9 protein-coding genes are annotated in these 18,166 nt (G+C 46.6%); 6 read left to right on the top strand and 3 right to left on the bottom strand.

Annotated features, from left to right (window positions below; genetic code table 11):
• Positions 1–295 precede the first annotated feature (295 nt).
• The gene (locus MIC7113_RS19295) at positions 296–1,849 is read right to left on the bottom strand and encodes a DEAD/DEAH box helicase family protein (protein WP_015183850.1); all 1,554 of its coding nucleotides are present in this window, start codon (positions 1,847–1,849) and stop codon (positions 296–298) included.
• Between the two features lie 1,013 nt (positions 1,850–2,862).
• Between MIC7113_RS19295 and MIC7113_RS19290 the strand changes: the two genes are divergently transcribed.
• The 6 genes from MIC7113_RS19290 to MIC7113_RS19265 all read left to right on the top strand — a co-directional run bounded on the left by MIC7113_RS19290 (position 2,863) and on the right by MIC7113_RS19265 (position 12,855).
• On the top strand, positions 2,863–4,077 hold the full coding sequence (locus MIC7113_RS19290; RefSeq protein ID WP_015183849.1) for a response regulator: 1,215 nt from the start codon (positions 2,863–2,865) through the stop codon (positions 4,075–4,077).
• A gap of 91 nt (positions 4,078–4,168) precedes the next feature.
• Positions 4,169–4,534, top strand: coding sequence for a response regulator transcription factor (locus MIC7113_RS19285; RefSeq protein WP_015183848.1), 366 nt, complete (start codon positions 4,169–4,171; stop codon positions 4,532–4,534).
• 368 nt (positions 4,535–4,902) lie between these two features.
• Positions 4,903–5,451: a chemotaxis protein CheW gene (locus MIC7113_RS19280; protein WP_015183847.1), complete on the top strand. Its 549-nt coding sequence runs from the start codon at positions 4,903–4,905 to the stop codon at positions 5,449–5,451.
• Between the two features lie 180 nt (positions 5,452–5,631).
• Entirely contained in the window at positions 5,632–8,475 is a 2,844-nt protein-coding gene (locus MIC7113_RS19275) for a methyl-accepting chemotaxis protein (protein ID WP_015183846.1), read from the top strand.
• Positions 8,476–8,493: 18 nt separating this feature from the next.
• Positions 8,494–12,306, top strand: a complete 3,813-nt coding sequence (locus MIC7113_RS19270) for a hybrid sensor histidine kinase/response regulator (RefSeq protein WP_015183845.1) — start codon at positions 8,494–8,496, stop codon at positions 12,304–12,306.
• A gap of 24 nt (positions 12,307–12,330) precedes the next feature.
• On the top strand, positions 12,331–12,855 hold the full coding sequence (locus MIC7113_RS19265) for a chemotaxis protein CheW (RefSeq protein WP_015183844.1): 525 nt from the start codon (positions 12,331–12,333) through the stop codon (positions 12,853–12,855).
• Between the two features lie 162 nt (positions 12,856–13,017).
• Here the strand turns inward: MIC7113_RS19265 and MIC7113_RS19260 are convergent, their stop codons facing one another.
• Both MIC7113_RS19260 and MIC7113_RS19255 read right to left on the bottom strand, forming a co-directional pair.
• Positions 13,018–16,695: a CHAT domain-containing protein gene (locus MIC7113_RS19260; RefSeq protein ID WP_015183842.1), complete on the bottom strand. Its 3,678-nt coding sequence runs from the start codon at positions 16,693–16,695 to the stop codon at positions 13,018–13,020.
• 409 nt (positions 16,696–17,104) lie between these two features.
• Positions 17,105–18,142, bottom strand: a complete 1,038-nt coding sequence (locus MIC7113_RS19255) for an aldo/keto reductase (RefSeq protein ID WP_015183841.1) — start codon at positions 18,140–18,142, stop codon at positions 17,105–17,107.
• Between the last annotated feature and the right edge of the window lie 24 nt (positions 18,143–18,166).

The raw sequence follows: 18,166 nt of genomic DNA, 5'->3' as shown, positions 1-18,166 counted from the left end.
AGAGTTTGTAGGATGCTTTAGCCAAGTAAAGGATTGAGGTGGGTGCCCTCACCAGGCATGGGGTGGGTTACGGTTTCGCCTAACTTACATCTTGCAGCATTCTCAGTAAGCTACCCAACCCGCCCGGAAATTAATTTCCGGGCTAATAGTCTCAAGTCCACTCAAGTGGACTGAAATCCTTGTATAGTAAGCTTTTAGTCCTCTTCAGAGGACTTTCGCTGTGAGCCAGGGAATTAATTCCCTGGCGGGTGAGTGGGTAGCTGCAAGATGTGAGCTAACCCACCTTACCTATGACTTAGAATTCCGGTGTCTCATCCTCTCCCCACTTCGCAGGTGACTCAGCCGCTTTCGGAGTCTGGTTTTGATTCACCCCGTAAATGGGTTGAGACGGAAAAATTTCTAACTGTTCCTGCTTTAACTTCGGTTTCTTCGGCTTCTCAATGACTCGGTGTTCTTTGTGCCTTTGTGGTTCCTTCTTCCCTTCGGAACCATGCCGACGTTGAGATGTCCCTTCCTCACTGGTATCTTCTGCCACAACTTCATAAAGCAGCGCTAGTTTATGTCCCTCAGAACCCTTACGTAATACTCGACCCAAGCGCTGAATATATTCCCGACTGGAACCTGTACCCGATAATATGATTGCCACACGAGCATCTGGGACATCTACCCCTTCATTGAGAACGTGGGATGCTACCAAGGTTTTGTACTCCCCCTCCCGAAAACGAGTGAGGATTTCATGGCGTTCCTTGACCGGCGTTTGATGGGTAATCGCTGGAATCAGCAAGTCTTGGGAAATGCGGTAGACGGTAGCGTTATCGTTAGTGAAGACCAGAATCCGTTCTGGGTAATGTTGAGCCAGTAAGTCAGTGAGAATCCTGAGTTTGCCATCGGTACCCGAAGCAATTTCTTTGGCTTCCCGATGCGCTAACATGGCTCTGCGTCCCGTTTGCGATCGCGCACTCGCCATGACAAACTTTTGCCAACCCTCCAAACTGCCCAAGGAAATCTTCGACTCCCTTAAAAACTCATTGCGGAGTTTGATGCAGGTATTATAGCGATCGCGCTCTTTTGGGGACAGCTTCACTTTAATCTGTACTAACTTGTGTTCCGCCAAGGCAAACCCCGCCAAGTCCTCTGGGGATTTACGATAGACTTCTGGCCCAATCAAGCCCTTCAAGTCCCCATGACGCCCATCGGAGCGATCGGGAGTGGCAGTGAGTCCTAAACGGTAAGGTGCGATCGCATATTCCGCAATTACTCGGTAGAAGTCAGTGGGTAAGTGGTGACACTCATCAAAAACCAGCATGGCATACTGATTGCCCAATGATTCAGCATGGATGGTGGCACTGTCGTAAGTGGAAATCAGAATCGGGGTTCTATCCCGCGAACCGCCCCCCAATAATCCCACCTCTGCATCCGGAAAAGCGGCGGTTAAGTGAGCATACCACTGGTGCATCAAATCTAGGGTTGGCACCACAATCAATGTGGTGCGGGGCGTTGCCTGCATCGCCAGTTGCGCCAAATAGGTTTTCCCGGCGGCGGTGGGAAGCACCACCACCCCTCGACGCCCTGCTTGCTTCCACGCGAAAAGCGCTTCTGTCTGATGAGGATAAGGTTCCATCTCAAAGCTGGGAACCAATTCTAAGGGAGAAAATTCCTTAGCCTCATCGTTAAAGTCAGTCCCTTCCGCTTGCAAGGCTTCCACCAGTTGGCGATAGTGCATAGCAGGGATGCGAAACTTCTCCACTCGGTCATCCCAAGTCGCATAATCCACCCAGGTTTTCCCCCGTGGCGGTGGATGCAAAATTAGGGTGCCCCGATCGAACGCTAAAGTAGGGGTACGAACCATCTGTGTTGCGACTTCCCAATTCCCCAGTGAGTGATTCCCCAGTTATTTTAAGGGAGAGCAGGGGCTACAAGTGCAGCCGTCAGGCGTTGTATTACGTCTTACCCATCAGTTCCATCCCTCTAGCCATGAGGATTAAGACTGTTTTGGTGTCTCTAAATTATTAATTTTGTCGAAGAATAATTTCAGGAAGCTTCAATCACTCTAATTGAGTTGAAAATTATCCGGACAAGAGAGATAAAGTTCTGAAAATCTTACATACCGATTTTTTAAACTTCAGTTGTATCAGTATTAATTCATAAGTTTTTAATTTGTATTGCCCGCTTTAATAGCGAGCCTAGTTCTGCTGAATTTCTTTGAATAGCAGAAATTATTTTTTTATTCTTTCGTCAATTAAACACTCACTCTTTTTCCCCATATCCTCTCAAAGCCTTTCGAGTTAAGGGTTTAATCCCTTACTCTAGTGGAGATTGGTCAAATTTCCTTTGATAAGGAGTTTAAAAACAATTCACAAAAGAAAAAAAGAATTTATAAAGTTCTGAATTTCAATCGACATTGATACACATTAATGATAGAAATGTAGAGAAGCTTTTGTAATACAAGTATTGCGAGAGCGTATGACAGAAATTCAAATAATGATGACAAGGGGTCAGCGCCCAGAGCACTCTATAGAGAATTCAAAATTTTCCGTCAGAGAAATCTGAGGATTCCACAAAAGATGCCAGAACTAAAAAGATTTCCTCAACAGCTAAATCTAGAGGACTACAATCCCTTGACTTCACTTCTTCAATCGGACATAGACAAAAACTGGCTCCCGGTACTGGAAATCCTTTGTTAGTTACGTTCCTACTTCTCATGTTTAAAGGTAGTGAGAAAAAATCACTCTATTTTCTGCTGAAAAAGTTCTCTTTTAAGGCTGCCAGGATGTAGAAGAGGTGCGTCTTCGAGTCATTAAAATACCTCAAAACTATTCGTTTTAAGGATGTTATCCGTCAACTTGTTAGGGAGAATCTGTAGTGAGAAATGTTCAACAATCTCCTCCTCTTGCCTCGGCTAGCTTATTTAGTGCTGGGAAGCAAATCCAATTCCTGGAAACTTTGAAGCGGCTGCGGTTTAGCGGTCAACTCGTGTTCACCAGTTCCAAAGAAGAACAATGGGTTTTTTATTTGTACCTGGGTCACATTATGTATGCGACAGGGGGAACTCATCCCGTCAGACGGTGGCAAAGAAATTTAGATGCTCACTGTCCTCAGTGGTTGAGTTATCGCCCAACGCTACAGCGCGATCTGACGAATCTTAAGGCTACAGATTCTGGACTGTCCTGGGAATATCAACTGCTAAGTTTATGGGTCACACAGCAAAAAATCACGAGTGAGCAAGCGACTAAGATAATTCGCTCAGTGATTGCAGAGGTTCTGTTTGATCTCGTGCAAGCGATGCGCGTCATTTATCAAATTAATCAAGATGACTTGTTACCAAAGCCCCTCGTATTGATTGATATACAGGAAGCGATCGCACAAGTTCAGCCCTATTGGCGCGTTTGGCGTAATCCGACCATTGCCGACTATTCTCCCAACGCTGCACCCATCATCAAAAAGCCGGAAGAACTGCGCCAGCGGACATCACAAGCGGCTTATCAAAATCTGACACAATTGCTGAATGGGCAACGCACTTTGCGTGACCTAGCCGTGCAGATGAAGCAAGATATTGTGCAAGTCACCCGTTCACTCCTACCCTACATTCAATGGGAGTTAGTGGAACTGATTAGCATCTCAGATCTGCCCAGTCCGGTTGATACCCCGATTCCTGAAACGCCGCTTCCGTCAGCAGAATCCACAGGGTCACTAATTGCCTGTGTCGATGACAGTCCTTTGGTTCGGCAAACCATGGAATCCCTACTTGTGGCATCCGGCTATCGGTTTTTAGGCGTGGATGATGCGATGCGGGCGTTCGCAATCCTGTTAGCCCGTAAGCCAGATTTAATCTTTTTAGATTTAGTCATGCCGAATGCCAATGGGTATGAAATTTGCGCTCAATTACGCAAGCTTTCTTGTTTCCGAGATACACCGATCGTAATTTTGACGGGCAATGGTGGCATCGTTGATCGGGTGAGAGCAAAGCTTGTTGGCGCATCAGATTTTCTCAGCAAACCAATAGATGCTGGGATAGTGCTAGGCGTACTACGCAAGCACTTAAAACAGGGTGATCCGAGGTTAAAGGGTGAAGGTTAGAACGTTGAATCTTTTAAAGTTGAACATCCAACCGACTAACCTGCCAGTCATCTTTTCTTAATTTCTGTTGTTATTTACTGAGGAAACTATCATGAGTACAGCTCTAGTTGTTGACGATTCCATGACCGATATGCAAATTCTGAGCCGCTGTTTACAGCAAGGAGGTCTCAATGTTGTGACCGCTAACAGTGGAGAAGAAGCTCTCGCTAAACTGAATAACCAGAAGCCAGACATCATCATTCTAGATGTGGTCTTACCAGGCTCTAGTGGATTTGAAGTCTGTCGTGAAATCAAAGCTGCCGCTGCTACCAGCAACATCCCCATTGTGATTTGTTCGACGAAAGGAGGCGAAATGGATAAATTTTGGGGAATGAAACAGGGAGCAGATGCTTATTTAGCTAAGCCGGTCGATCAAGACGAATTCGTCCGCACCGTTAAACAACTAATCAAGAGCTAAAGTATCACCTCGAAATCATTCCTCTGTTCTCTAATTGGTAGTGATGAGTCATAAGTCATTGGTGATGATAAATGTGAAAGCGTGCCCTAACTCCTAATCACTTAATCACTAATGATGGAAAGCTAAGAAACTACAAAAATTTTATTGAACAATATGGATTAATTTTGGGTAACCTTCTACTTTAACCCAGCAATGAAGGGGGAGAGGGAAATAAAATACCCTCTCTCTTCGGTAGGTTCGGCATCTACAGGTATCAACAGGATTGACCTTGCCTAACCTTTCCAGGCCGCGACTTCGTATTATTCCTTAACCCAAAATTTTGCTCCGTCTTGAATGTTGTCTCGCTCCGCTAACCCCCGCTTGGATTAATGTCTGATTCCTTAGCCGTTCCAGATTCTCTATTATTACCTACAGAAACAGCTTCCTCAAAAGCCAGTCAGCAGTTTTTGCGGTTTCATCTGATGCCCAATACAACTGCCTTATTGCCGATGGAACAACTGACTGAAGTACTGACAATTCCTAATGGGCAAATTGTACCGATTTTTCACATGCCTGCCTGGGTAATGGGTGTCTACAATTGGCGCGGGGAAATTCTTTGGATGATAGATTTAGGTCATTTAGTAGGACTTACTCCCTGGCATCGACAAGCGAATAGTAGTTCAATTTATCGAGCAATTGTACTCCAAGCTCATTCCAATCAGTCCGCGCCGAATAAATTGAAAAGCCAAATGTTAGGCGTTGTGGTGAATCGTGTAGAAGATATTGAGTTGTGTAACCCTGATTGGATTCAATCCCCGCCAGCGTCCACGGTTACCCCTGAACTCGCTCCATTTTTACGGGGTTACTGGTTGAAACCGAACGGTGAAATGCTAGTTGTCATAGATGGTCAAGCCATTATCGGATCGATGCCTAAATGAACTTAACAAAAATGAGGAATGATGAATAAATAACGAAATAGGGTCATTCTAGATTAGGTTTTTTATCTAAAATCTAGCCCAATATTTTCTTCGGATCTAGCTCAAATAGAGCTTTGGATTTGCATGTCTTTTTAGTCCGTCTAACCGCAAAAACCCCCTATATTTGACGAGGTGTGTTCCATGACTCAGATTTCTCCTAATTCTTCTAAAAATGACACGAACGGAAACGGTCGTATGCCCTCTTCTAAGACTCTTCAGCTTGAAGGTGGAACGGCTGGTAATCATGCGCTTCCAGTTCATAACACGGGTATAAGTGAGCCTGGATTACTGATTCCCAAAGCGCCTTTCTCAGACCGTAAACGCCACGGTTTTCAATGGAGCAGCCTGCGAACCAAAGCCGCAATATTGGCTATTAGTCTTGGTACTATCCCAGTGCTAGTAACGGGTGGAATTGGCTATTATTTTGCAAACCGAGGGTTTACGGAACAAATTGCTACGGTCAAATTAGACCGTGCTGCTGGTTTGGAAGATAAGCTCAAACGCTTCATGCGGGAACGTTATGGGGATATTCAAGTTATATCTCGGCGTAACTTTCTCACTAAAGCTGAGTTTAGAGACAAAATTTCTGTTGAGGAAAAAGAAGCATCTTTAGACGAAATCGTCGAAAATTATAAAACCTATGACCTTATTTCTGTAAGTGATTTGAAGGGCAATGTCATTCTCAAATCTAAAAGCGATCCTTTACCCAATCAAAGTGATCGGGAATATTTTCAAGACGTTCTTAAAACAGATAAACCCGTCATTACTAGTGCGATCATACCTAGGGTTTCTGCAAATCCTGAAAGACCTGCGATTAACATTGCAGCACCTGTAAAAGATAGCGTTACGGGTAAAACAATTGCCATTGTCCGCGCCCGTTTGCCAGTTGAAAGTCTAGATGAGTTGAGCAAAAACTTCGCTGCAAGTGGAGACGAATATTATGTGATTGACACCGCGATCAACAAAATTTTTCTGGGTTCGCAGAAAAGTAAGGAATTTAAAGAGCCTCTGCCCATTTTCCCAGGCTTATCTAAACTGCAAGCTGCTGACAAACCTAATACTTTAATCTTTAACGATCAGGCGGAGAAGGTTGAGAAATTGTTCGGCTTTACCAAGTTTACAAAACTAGAAGGCTTACCTGATTTGCCCTGGCAAGTCATTATTGCACAGCCAACAAGACTTGCATTTGAACCCCAGAGACAATTACTTCTAGCCGTATCGCTTGGTACTTTAATCACAGCCGTCTTGGTGAGTGCGATCGCGATTTTCGTCACCAACCGCACGGTACGTCCCATTCTCTCGGCGGCAGGCGCGGTGGACAAAATTGGTCAGGGAGAACTGGAAACCCGCCTAGAAATTCAAGGGGAAGATGAAATTGCCGAACTGGGATCGAACATTAACGTGATGGCGGAACAGCTACAGACGTTTGTGCAAGAACAAACACTCGCTGCTGAACGAGCCTTCCTACTCACCAAAGTGACGGGTTCTCGTGCTCTAAGTTCGCAGGAATTGAATAATCTCTTCGGTGAAGTTGTGGATGATGCCCGTAAAAGCCTGAACGTTGATCGCATTGTGATTTATCGCTTCAACCCCAATGGGGATGGGGAAATCGTATCTGAATCGGTGGCAAGAGGTTGGCCCAGTGCCCTGATTACCAAAATTGATCACTCTTTTGTATCAGAGCAGCAACTCGAAGCGTATATCGAGGGTAGTATTCAGCCCATAAATAACATCCTCAACGCCAATCTTGCGCCAGAGCAGTTGAGAGTAATGGAACGTCTGGAAATCAGAGCCAGTGTGGAAGTCCCGATTCTCAATGAAGGTCGGCCTTATGCGTTGCTGATGGCTCACCACTGCGAAACTGCCCATACTTGGCAATCCTCGGAGATCAACTTCCTCCAGCAATTAGCGGCTCAGATGGGTCTGTCCCTCGACCGTGTACTCCTACTTGAACAAACGGAACAACTGGCTCAAGAGCAGCGCCAACTCAAAGAAGGCTTACAGCGACGTGCTCTAGACTTGCTCCAGGAAGTAGACCCGATTAGTAAAGGGGATCTGACTATCCGGGCAAAGGTAACAGCGGATGAAATTGGTACAATCGCTGACTCCTACAACGCTACAGTAGGTAACTTGCGGAAAATCGTGCTTCAAGTGCAACAAGCCGCCAGTCAGGTGGCTCAAACGACCAGTAGTAATGAAGCCTCGATTCAATCACTATCGACGGAAGCCTTACGCCAAGCCGAGGAAATTGCACTGGCTCTAGATCGAGCACAAGAAATGGCGCAATCGGTGCAATTGGTGGCGGGCAACGCAGAAGAAGCCTTAGCCGCTGTGGTCGAAGCCTCTCAAACGGTGGAAGAAGGTGACCAAGCCATGAACCGTACAGTAGACGGGATTCTGGCAATTCGAGAAACAGTGGCAGAAACAGCCAAAAAAGTCAAACACTTAGGTGAATCGTCCCAAAAGATTTCTACCGTCGTTAACCTGATTAGTACCTTCGCCGCACAGACGAACCTGCTAGCGTTGAACGCCAGTATTGAGGCGGCACGCGCCGGGGAAGAAGGACGAGGCTTCGCGGTGGTTGCGGATGAAGTGCGATCGCTCGCACGGCAATCAGCAGAAGCCACCAGCGAAATTGAAAAACTCGTGGCTGCGATTCAAGGGGAAACTAATGAGGTGGTTGCTGCCATGGAAGCAGGTACTGAGCAGGTTGTGATGGGAACCAAACTCGTGGATGAAACCCGCCAGAGTCTGAACAAAATTACCACCGTTAGTTCCAAGATTAGCGACTTGGTTGCATCCATTACCCAAGCCACCGTTGTTCAGTCCCAAGCCTCCCAAGCCGTGACTCAAACCATGACCAACGTCGCCGCGATCGCGGAAAAAACCTCCCAAGAAGCCACGTTTGTATCCTCTTCCTTTGAGCAACTCCTAAAAGTAGCGAAAGCCCTAGAAACAGAAGTGGGTCAGTTCAAAGTCGGTTAAAAGAATCGGTAATGGGTAATGGGTAATTGGGAAAATTATCCCTTGTCTTCCTGGCATTCTTTTTTTCCCAATTACCAATGCCCAATCACCAATGCCCAATTACCAATTCCCCATCACGAAACTATGGCACTCAATCCTGAGATCCGCGACCAAGCCTATCAGTTTTTTATCGAAGAAGCTCCCGAACTGTTACAGGCGATCGAATCAGGTTTGCTCACCCTGAAGCAGGAGAAAAATACGAGCCACGTTCACAACTTGATGCGATTTGCCCACTCGATTAAAGGTGGAGCCGCTAGCGTAGAACTCGAAGCAATTGCCACCCTCGCTCACCGCCTAGAAAATATCTTCAAGGTACTCTACAGCGATGAGTTACACGTTGATACTGACCTGGAAAGTCAACTGCTGCAAGCCTACGACTGTCTGCGTCTTCCTTTAATGGAGCAGATTCAAACCGGTTACTTTGACCCCTCCCAAGCCTTTGACTTAGCCGAACCCATCTTTGCCCAGCTTGAGGAACGCTTTAGTGAGCAATTGAGCCAAGCAGACACTTACATGCCGAGTTCAGCCGACTTGGGCGTGGATATGACTCAGTCGATTTTTGAAGTCGATGTGGCTCAGGGAGTAGAACGCCTCACTGTTGTTGTCGCTAATCCTCAAAACTATGAAGTAGCAGGAGAACTGAGGGCACAAGCGGAAGTGTTTGCGGGGTTTGCCGAGTTTCTCAACTTGCCCGATTTTGGCGCGATCGCTCACACCACCCTAGCGGCTCTGAAGGCTCACCCTGACCGCGCTTTAGAGATTACGCAACTAGCGCTGGTGGACTTTCAGATGGCAAGAGTTGCCGTACTCGCAGGTAGAAATTCTAGCACTCGCTCTTGTGTTGAGATTAAACCGTCTCCAGCTTTAATCGCCTTAGCCAATACCGCTACTCCAATAACTGAGTCGATTGTCGAGCTAGAGCCAAGCTTTGAACCCGTTGAAGACGATATCTTCTCCCTATTTGATCTGAGTGTTGCTCCAGCCGAAGATAGCATGTCTTCACTGTTTGAGCCGAGCTTGGAAGCAGCGGAAGACAACCTATTTTCTTCGTTTGAACTGAGCGTTGAACCCAGTAAAGAGGTCACCAAAGAGATCACCCGTTCCATCATTGAGCCGAATATTGAACCGAGTGAAGACAATATTTCTTCGTTATTCGAGTCGAATATTGAACCGATTGAAGACAATATTTCTTCGTTATTCGAGGCCAATATTGAACCCAATGAAGAAACCATCTCTTCGCTATTCGAGCTAACCCATGCAGAAATAGAAGACCCTATTCCCTCACTTGAAGACATCTTTGGCGGGGCTATGGCTACCCCTGATATAGCAGGGGAACAGTGCCTAAGCTTTGGTGAGGACGGGGAACGAGAGAACAAGTCTGCTGCCTTTGACAGCAAGTTGGTATCAGATAGTGAAATCCTAGAGGTTGAATGGGCACAAGCGATAGGAATAACGGATGAGGCGGAAGCAGGGATTCCTGCATTAGAGCAGGGTTTTGGGGATGCTTTTATTCCTGTAGAGATAGAGGCTCCAACATCAAGCGCTATCGTCCCGGTGACATCGTCATTCGATGCACTTCAAGCACAAACCTCAGAAGAGATTGAGCTCAGTTCAACACCAGAGACTTTAGAAGTAGCGATTCATCAGATTGAGCAAATCTTTGAGAGTTTACCAGAGCTTGCTGAATCAAGTATAGAGGTGATCGCTAATAGCTTGACACCCAATTCTAAAGTCAATATTCAAGATTCCACAACCGTTAATTCTCCAACTGGAGCGAAGAGTGAAGCGGCTCCCACGCCTAACCTATCGGTGCGGGTTGATGTGGAACGATTGGGACGGATGAATAATTTAGTGGGTGAGCTTGCCATTAACCGCAATGGACTCTCGCTGCAAAATGAGCAACTCCAGGGATCGGTTCGAGAACTGCTGAATCGATTTTCTCGTGTGCAAAATTTGGTGGGTCAATTGCAGAACTTGTCAGACAAAATGCTAATTGCTCCAGAACGCCACAACTTAGGGTCACTACCCCGGATTTTAGATCCGTTGGGAACATTCAAGGTTGCGCAATCAAATTTTGATGATTTTGACTCTCTGGAATTGGACAACTATGGAGTTGTTCACTCTGAGTTGCAAGGACTCCTCGAAGAGATGATGCAGCTTGAAGAGTCGGTGGATGATATTGTCTTGTTTGCAAAGGCGACGGATCAGACGCTGGAACGACAGCGACAAATGCTAACTCAATTGCGGGATGAACTGATGTGGGCGCGAATGTTGCCCCTAGGGGAAGTACTCAACCGTTTTCCTCGGATGTTGCGGGATTTATCGACCACTTATCACAAACCGATCAGTTTAAAGCTGAGTGGTACGGGAGTGTTGGTGGATAAAGCCGTTTTGGAAAAACTCTTCGATCCCTTGCTGCACTTAATTCGGAACGCCTTCGATCATGGGATCGAATCGAGAGACATTCGACGCAGCTTGAGGAAACCGGAACAAGGTCAAATTGAAATTAAAGCTTACCACCGAGGCAGTCAAACCGTCATTGAAGTTAAGGATGATGGTCAAGGTTTAAATCTCGAACGGATTAGTCGTCGGGCGGTGGAATTAGGGTTGGTGTCAGTTGAACAACTGGCGATGATTCCCACGAGTCGCTTGTTCAACTTAATTTTCGAGCCGGGATTTTCCACCGCCAGTGAAGTGAGTGAGCTTTCGGGACGGGGTGTCGGATTGGATGTGGTGCGATCACAATTGCGATCGCTCAAAGGCACGATTGGGGTTTCTTCGGAGACGGGAGTGGGTACCACGTTTAGCTTACGCCTGCCGTTAACCTTAACCATTGCCAAGTTACTCGTCTGTTTCAGCGGTTCCACAGCGCTGGCGTTGCCGTCTGACAGTATTGAAGAAATTGTTATTCCTAAACCGGAGCAAATTAAGTATTCGGGAAGCCAGCAGTTTTTGCACTGGCGCGGAGAAATTGTGCCCACCTATCGACTGACTGAGCTTTTGGAGTATGCCTGTCCCTTACCGGACACATCTCCCAGCCGAGCGTTACTGGCTGTACCGACGCCGGAGAGTTGGGCGTCGCCCATGTTAGTCCTGCGCCAAGAAAACACTTTTCTAGCGTTAGAAGTGGATCGATTGGTAACCGAGCAAGAACTGGTGATCAAACCGTTTGGAAGTGCGATCGCACCTCCCAGTTCCACCTACGGTTGTACCATTTTGGGGGATGGCAGTGTGATTCCTGTGATTGATGCAACGGTTCTGCTCGATCAACTCTTAGCCCAAAGTGCAGCGGCAACGGCGACAACGACAGGATTGAATCCGCAGGCGATGCTGATGGAGTCAGCCGCACCGGGAAGTGCATCATTCAGCAACAGCTTGCCTCATAGCACACCGATGAAAACGCCAACCGTTTTGGTGGTGGATGATGCCGTTGCCTTGCGCCGAACCTTGGCTCTCAGCTTAGAAAGAGCCGGAATTAGAGTCTTACAAGCCAGAGATGGGCGGGAAGCAATCGAACGATTGCAGCAAAGTTCATCCGTAGAATTAGTAATTTGTGACATTGAAATGCCAAACATGAATGGCTTTGAATTCTTGAGTCATCGTCGCCAAGACCCTCAAATCTCGACCATTCCGGTTGTTATGTTGACCTCCCGAAGTAATGATAAGCATCGATGGTTAGCCATGCAATTAGGGGCTAATGCTTACTTTACTAAGCCTTATTTAGAACAAGAGTTTTTAGTGGCAATTAAACAGCTCATGGGTCAACCGACTGTTGAACGAATACCTGTTTAGTCTTCAATCCGTCTTTTACAACTTATGAACAATCTGTTACTTCACTTACAATCTGGTGAGCCTGAACTTTCCAGAACAAGGAAAATTACATCATTAGTCAAACTCATCGTCTTCAACATTGGGCGTCTAAATCTGGCTTTACGGATTGAGTCAGTTTACAAAGTGGTTAATCATACATCTACTTATGGGAGTGGATTGAAAGCAGTAGGAATAACTCACTTAGGTGAGGGTGAAATTACCGTTGTAGATTTGCATCAACGCTTTTTTAACGCTAGCCAAATCAGCGAATCTAACCTAAGCAGCTATCTAATAGTTGTACAAAATATCACAGGTGAACTCTATGGAATTCCAGTTAATGAGACTCCTGCTTTAATGGAAGTTTCACGAGGAATGATTCGGGTTTTACCAGAGTCTTACCGCCGTTCAGATACGTTAGATGTCGCGAGTCATGTAGCAGTTATTCCCCAAAATGAAACATCCATCACTATTTTTGTCCTGGATGTTGACCGACTCCTGCCAATGTTCCAAGAACTTTCTGCTCAACTGTAATATCCTTTCCATTTACATGGGATTAATCACAAACCTCGGCGTTCCTCCGCGTCCCCCTCTGCGCTCTGGAGCGTTAAAAAATATGATTGCAAGGCAAACAGATTCGATGATTAAGAGCCAACTCCATCAATTTTTAATCAATGAATCCAGCCAAAAACAACATTACCAAGGATTCCCAACCAACGTAAAAGCCGCCCAAAAATAAGGATGTTCAAAATTTTTGTCTCCTAGCTGGGCGAGTGCTTCTGAAAGAGGCGCTGATTGAGTACTCGTGACTAATTGGCTTCCTTGGAGATACACCTGTCCTTTAAGCATTGCCAGTTGTGTTTGTCGCAATGCCTCTGCCTTAATCGGTACCTGCTTTAGCTGCTGATAGAACTCTGTCATTAACCCCAGCGTTCCCTCATCACTGACAAACCACAAACTGCCCAAAGTTGACTTAACCCCAGCTTGCACAGCTAACCCTGCAAAGCCTAATTCAGCATCCTGATTCCCCAAAGCTGTCTGACAGGCACTCAAGACTAATAACTCGACGGGTGGATTATTCCAGCCTAATTCTCGTAGTTGATTCAACCGCAGTTTGGTGTCCCAAAGTTGAATGTAAGAGTTGCCGGGACTCCCTGCTTGGAAAGAAGCATGAGTAGCCAAATGGATGATCCCAAACGGTTGCTGTTGTCGCTGTGCCTTAAGATTTCCTAGGGTAAATGCCTCGTTAAGAAAGAATTCGCCTTGCCACAAAGAATCAGTAATCGTGGATAATTCTAGCGGCACAGCCGGTAAGGGTTTTTGCTCGACAAATTGCGATGCCCCCATCGCTAGAATCTGGGAGTTTTTAATATCCTTGTAGCGGGTATCCGTCAACGTTAGACTGGGCATCAAGCCAACGCTGTATTTCTCGATCAGAAACTGTTGACCATCATGGAGAGCAGCAATAGGAAGAGAACGCAAGCCAATATCCATCACCATACTCACGTTCTCAATGCCTCGCGCTTTTAAATCGGCTTCTATAGGAGCCACTATCCATCGATAGAGTTGTCGCGATGGAGCCAGATAGCTCTTATCCCTGCGAGAGCGGGTTACCTCAGAACGAAACTCATCTGCAACTTTCATGACTTGCTCACGCGTTGCTCCCTCAATCGGCTTGCGAATCGGCACTCCTTGAGCTGTCACCACCAGCAATTCTAAGCGATCGCTATTCTTACTCTGGTTCTTACTCTGGGAGAGACGATTTTCTTTCCCCAACTCTTGCGAAGCTGTTTTCTCACGGCTTTCGTTCTGGGGTACAAATGCGACATAGATGAGTGCCGGCTTCACTCCAGTGGATTGCTCAATATTCAGGAGAATGTTACGGGCATCTGCCAAAGTTGAAACTGCTGTATCAACAGGCAACCCAAAATAGTCTTGGTATTGTCGCGAGAACAGCCCTTCTAGCCTGGAAAACAGTTGTGATGCAGCCTCAGCAGAATCCGGCGTGGAATCAGAATTGCTCTGTGCTGCATTGGTACTAGCTTGAGTCGGTTCTTCCGCTCTACCATCGGTGTTGGTTGTGTCTCCTCCAGGTGAGTTGGCATTGCCACTGTCAGTGCTGGTTGGGCTACCTCCCGTATTGCTAGTTGTGCTGCCACTGTCAGTACTGGTTGCGTTACCTCCTGCATTGCTGGTTGTGTTACCTCCCGTATTGCTGGTTGTGCCGCCACTATTAGTGCTGGTTGAGCTACCCCCCGTATTGCTGATTGTGCTGCCACTATCAGTGCTGGTTGGGCTACCCCCCGTATTGGTAGTTGGAGAGTTTGAGGTGGGTGAGGGAGTGGGAACGGGTATGGGATTTGGACTGGTGGAAGGACTTGGAGTAGGTGAGGGACTCGGACTGGGTGAAGGATTCGGACTGGGTGAAGGATTCGGACTGGGTGAAGGATTCGGACTGGGTGAAGGATTCGGACTGGGTGAAGGATTCGGACTGGGTACTATGGACAAAGTGCCATTATTACCAGGACCTTGATTCTGGACATTGGTGACGCCGATGGTATTTGTACCTCCAGCCGTAAGCGTGATGGAACCAGCATTACCTGGGCCTTGATCGTTAGCTAAAATATCACCTGTGATAATATTACCCTGTGTACTCGTCAACGTTACAGAACCAGCATCACCTGGCCCCTGATCGTTTGAAGTGATATTGTTGGTGGTAATGTTGCCTGGAGCCGATAAGATCACAGGTCCAGCACTGCCTTGACCTTGATTCGAGGTGTCAATATTCCCTACGGTAATGCTTGCCGGAGATGACGAGGTTCCAGAAGAAGTAAAGGTTGTTTGCCCTACTTGAATAGGAGCATTCAGGGCATTGGCTAAGGTAGTCAAACCCGCTCGCAAAATCAGGGCTGGACTACTCTGCAAAATTGGAATATCCGGATCGGAACCCGCAAGCAGAGCGGTATCAGGCCCCGTAATTGTGATATTCCCACCCGTGATGCTGCCTGTAGACTCTACCTTAAGTGCCACACCGGTGTAATTTCCAAACGTGACATCCCCATTTGAACTAATAATAGGGTCGTAAAGGCTGACAAAATTACCAGGAGCGCCTGCCAAGTTGAGAATCGAGAACCCATTACTGGCAAAGTGAGCATCCCCAGAAATATCACCATTACTGACTAAACTCAGTTGACCGCCGCTAGTAAACGGAGTCTGGGGATGGTTGAGTGCCAAAATATCGATATGGCGATCGCCCTGAATATAGAGATTTCCCCCTGCCTGAACCATAAAGGGATTGGTCACGCTATCCCGCACTCGCACCGTATCCTTTGCCAGAAGCGTCAGATTTCCGGTCGTGATGAGTTGGCTTTCCACTAAGGTTAAATTGTGGTTCGCCGATAGTGTTGCCGTTTGAGCCGTTACGTTCTGCGCTACCACATCCCCAGTTTCTACACCGATGCCGGAACCTGTTAGCTGCACAGTGCCATCGCTGTTGACAGCCAATCCCGTGGCATTTCCTGCATTGCCACCCGTTAAAAGTTGAGGTAAAGAGGCAACCGGGAATGTCCACTGTTCTGGTTGACTACCATTTCCCGTCAGCGGTTGGATGTCCAAGCTGAGTACGCTTCCCTGTTGGCTCAGGCGCACCCAATGGGAGCCTGGTACGGCGGCGACGGTGATATGTCCTCCGGGTGCAGACAGTTGCCCGGTACTGACTGCCGTACCCCCTAAAAGAGTTAAGTTTTGTCCTTGTCCCACGGCAAGGTTGCCAGCATTGACAATTGCCCCAGGGGTGGAGGTATTGAAGGCAAACGTATTGGGCGTACCGACTAAGGATTGATAGTCATTCACCCCCGTGGCATTAAACCAATTGTTACCAAAACTAATTCCTGTAGCCGTTGTGGCAGTAAAAGAGGCAGGCACATTTAAGCTTGCATTAGAACCAAAAACAATCCCGGCTGGGTTGAGCAAAAATAAGTTAGAATTACCACCTGTAACCTGAATTAAACCGTTAATAATTGAGGCATCTCCACTGCTGACTCGACCCAAAATATTTTGAATGGATGGATTAGAGAGGAAGTTTGCAATCTGGTTTTGATTCAGGTTGAATTGAGAGAAACTATGGAAAAGATTAGTTCCATCACCAGACAGTTGTCCGCCTGTGATGTCGATTTGATTGTTCGTAGGTGTTACCACTGTCCCGGTGCCGTCAGCCGCCGGAACGATGGATTGTGCCTTTACTAAAGAAGGGAAAAAAAAACCAGCAAAAGGCAATAGGAAAAAAGTCAAGATTTTTTCTTGTTGTGCTCTCTTCTTTTTCCTGAAAAAGTTAGGGCAGGGATGAGTACTCTGTGTAAAGATTTTTCTGATCATAGTTAAATTTATTTTAGTAGCCACCTGTTGCTTAGGGTAAAAAGTAAGTCGTAGCTACACCCAAGAAGTGCCCGTTCAGGCTTCATTTCCAAGAGAATCAAGATGCTATTTGCGCCAATCTATGAACTTCATTCCAGCTTGAACTGAGGAGATATATTTCCTCAGCCGGATGCACCCAGAAACTTACAAGGTAGTTCAACACTCAGATTTGACGGATGGTTAGAGCGATCGCAAAACCCATCAAAGTTTAATCGATAAATCGATGTTGGGAAGAAACCTAACCTAGGAGAGATGTTTAATTTTAAGAGAAGCGCATGACTCGAAAACAGACAGGGGAAGCAGGTGAAATTAGGGGAGAATATTTTCCTGCATTATGGGTGCACACCGTCGATGATTGAAGACTGATCGCTTATGGAGTGGGATTAGGATACCGAGCATAAACCCGATCGATTTCTGCCAAAATATCTTGATCCAGCGTCACCTCTAAACTGTTGAGATTCTCCTGAAGCTGTCCCATTGTGGTTGCCCCAATAATGGTACTGGTAACAAACCAACGCGATCGCACAAATGCCAATGCTAACTGTGCCGGAGTCAGGTTATGCTTGTGGGCAATTTCCACATAAGCCCTTACTGCTTCTATCATATTAGTTTTGTCATAGCGCTGACCAAATCCCGGAAATAAAGCCATCCGGGACTGTTCCGCTTTGCCATTGAGATGTTTGCCCGTCAAAACACCAAATCCCAAGGGACTATAGGCCAACAAACCCACATTATTGAACCGACAGGCTTCGGCAAGGTGAATCTGAAATACCCGGTTGATTAAGTTGAAAGCATTCTGAATCGAGACAATTTTCGGCAATCCCAATTGTTTCGCTAAATGGCAAAACTCGCATACCCCCCAAGGGGTCTCATTACTCAAACCCAAGTAGCGAATTTTACCCGCTTTGATCAGATCGGCAAATATCTCCAGTTGTTCGGCAATGGGTGTAGTCTCTCGTTCCTGCGCCTTGTCATAATCCGGTGCACCAAATAGGGGAACATAGCGATCGGGCCAGTGGATTTGGTAGAGGTCAATGTAATCTGTGCGTAAACGCTTGAGGCTATCCTCTACCGCTTGCTCGACATTGGGACGGTCAATTTGGCGTTTTTCCCCTCGAATCCAACTTAAGCGAGAGGTAGGGCCTGCTACCTTGGTGGCGATAATCAGTTTGTCTCGCGGCTGCTGAACCAACCAATCACCGATATATTCTTCAGTCTTTCCCTGAGTATCGGCCCGTCCCGGTACCGGATACATCTCGGCAGTATCGATGAAGTTGATACCTTGGGCAATGGCATAATCGAGTTGCTCACGGGCGTCCTCTATCGTGTTTTGATGACCATAGGTCATCGTTCCCAGGCAGATTTCAGATACTAACAAATCGCTATCGCCGAGTCTTTTATATTCCATTACCCTAATTACCGGACAATCGTA

The sequence above is a fragment of the Allocoleopsis franciscana PCC 7113 genome (assembly GCF_000317515.1).
Classification (GTDB): Bacteria; Cyanobacteriota; Cyanobacteriia; order Cyanobacteriales; family Coleofasciculaceae; genus Allocoleopsis; species Allocoleopsis franciscana.
Note: the sequence above shows the minus strand (reverse complement) of the source record. Positions and strands in the feature narration are given on the sequence as shown.

Excerpts from the sequence above, each read along its gene's own strand:
- MIC7113_RS19275 (WP_015183846.1), top strand. The coding sequence starts at position 5,632 with ATGACTCAGATTTCTCCTAATTCTTCTAAAAATGACACGAACGGAAAC.
- MIC7113_RS19265 (WP_015183844.1), top strand. The coding sequence starts at position 12,331 with ATGAACAATCTGTTACTTCACTTACAATCTGGTGAGCCTGAACTTTCC.
- MIC7113_RS19260 (WP_015183842.1), bottom strand. The coding sequence starts at position 16,695 with ATGATCAGAAAAATCTTTACACAGAGTACTCATCCCTGCCCTAACTTT.
- MIC7113_RS19285 (WP_015183848.1), top strand. The coding sequence starts at position 4,169 with ATGAGTACAGCTCTAGTTGTTGACGATTCCATGACCGATATGCAAATT.
- MIC7113_RS19270 (WP_015183845.1), top strand. The coding sequence starts at position 8,494 with ATGGGTAATTGGGAAAATTATCCCTTGTCTTCCTGGCATTCTTTTTTT.
- MIC7113_RS19255 (WP_015183841.1), bottom strand. The coding sequence starts at position 18,142 with ATGGAATATAAAAGACTCGGCGATAGCGATTTGTTAGTATCTGAAATC.
- MIC7113_RS19280 (WP_015183847.1), top strand. The coding sequence starts at position 4,903 with ATGTCTGATTCCTTAGCCGTTCCAGATTCTCTATTATTACCTACAGAA.
- MIC7113_RS19295 (WP_015183850.1), bottom strand. The coding sequence starts at position 1,849 with ATGGTTCGTACCCCTACTTTAGCGTTCGATCGGGGCACCCTAATTTTG.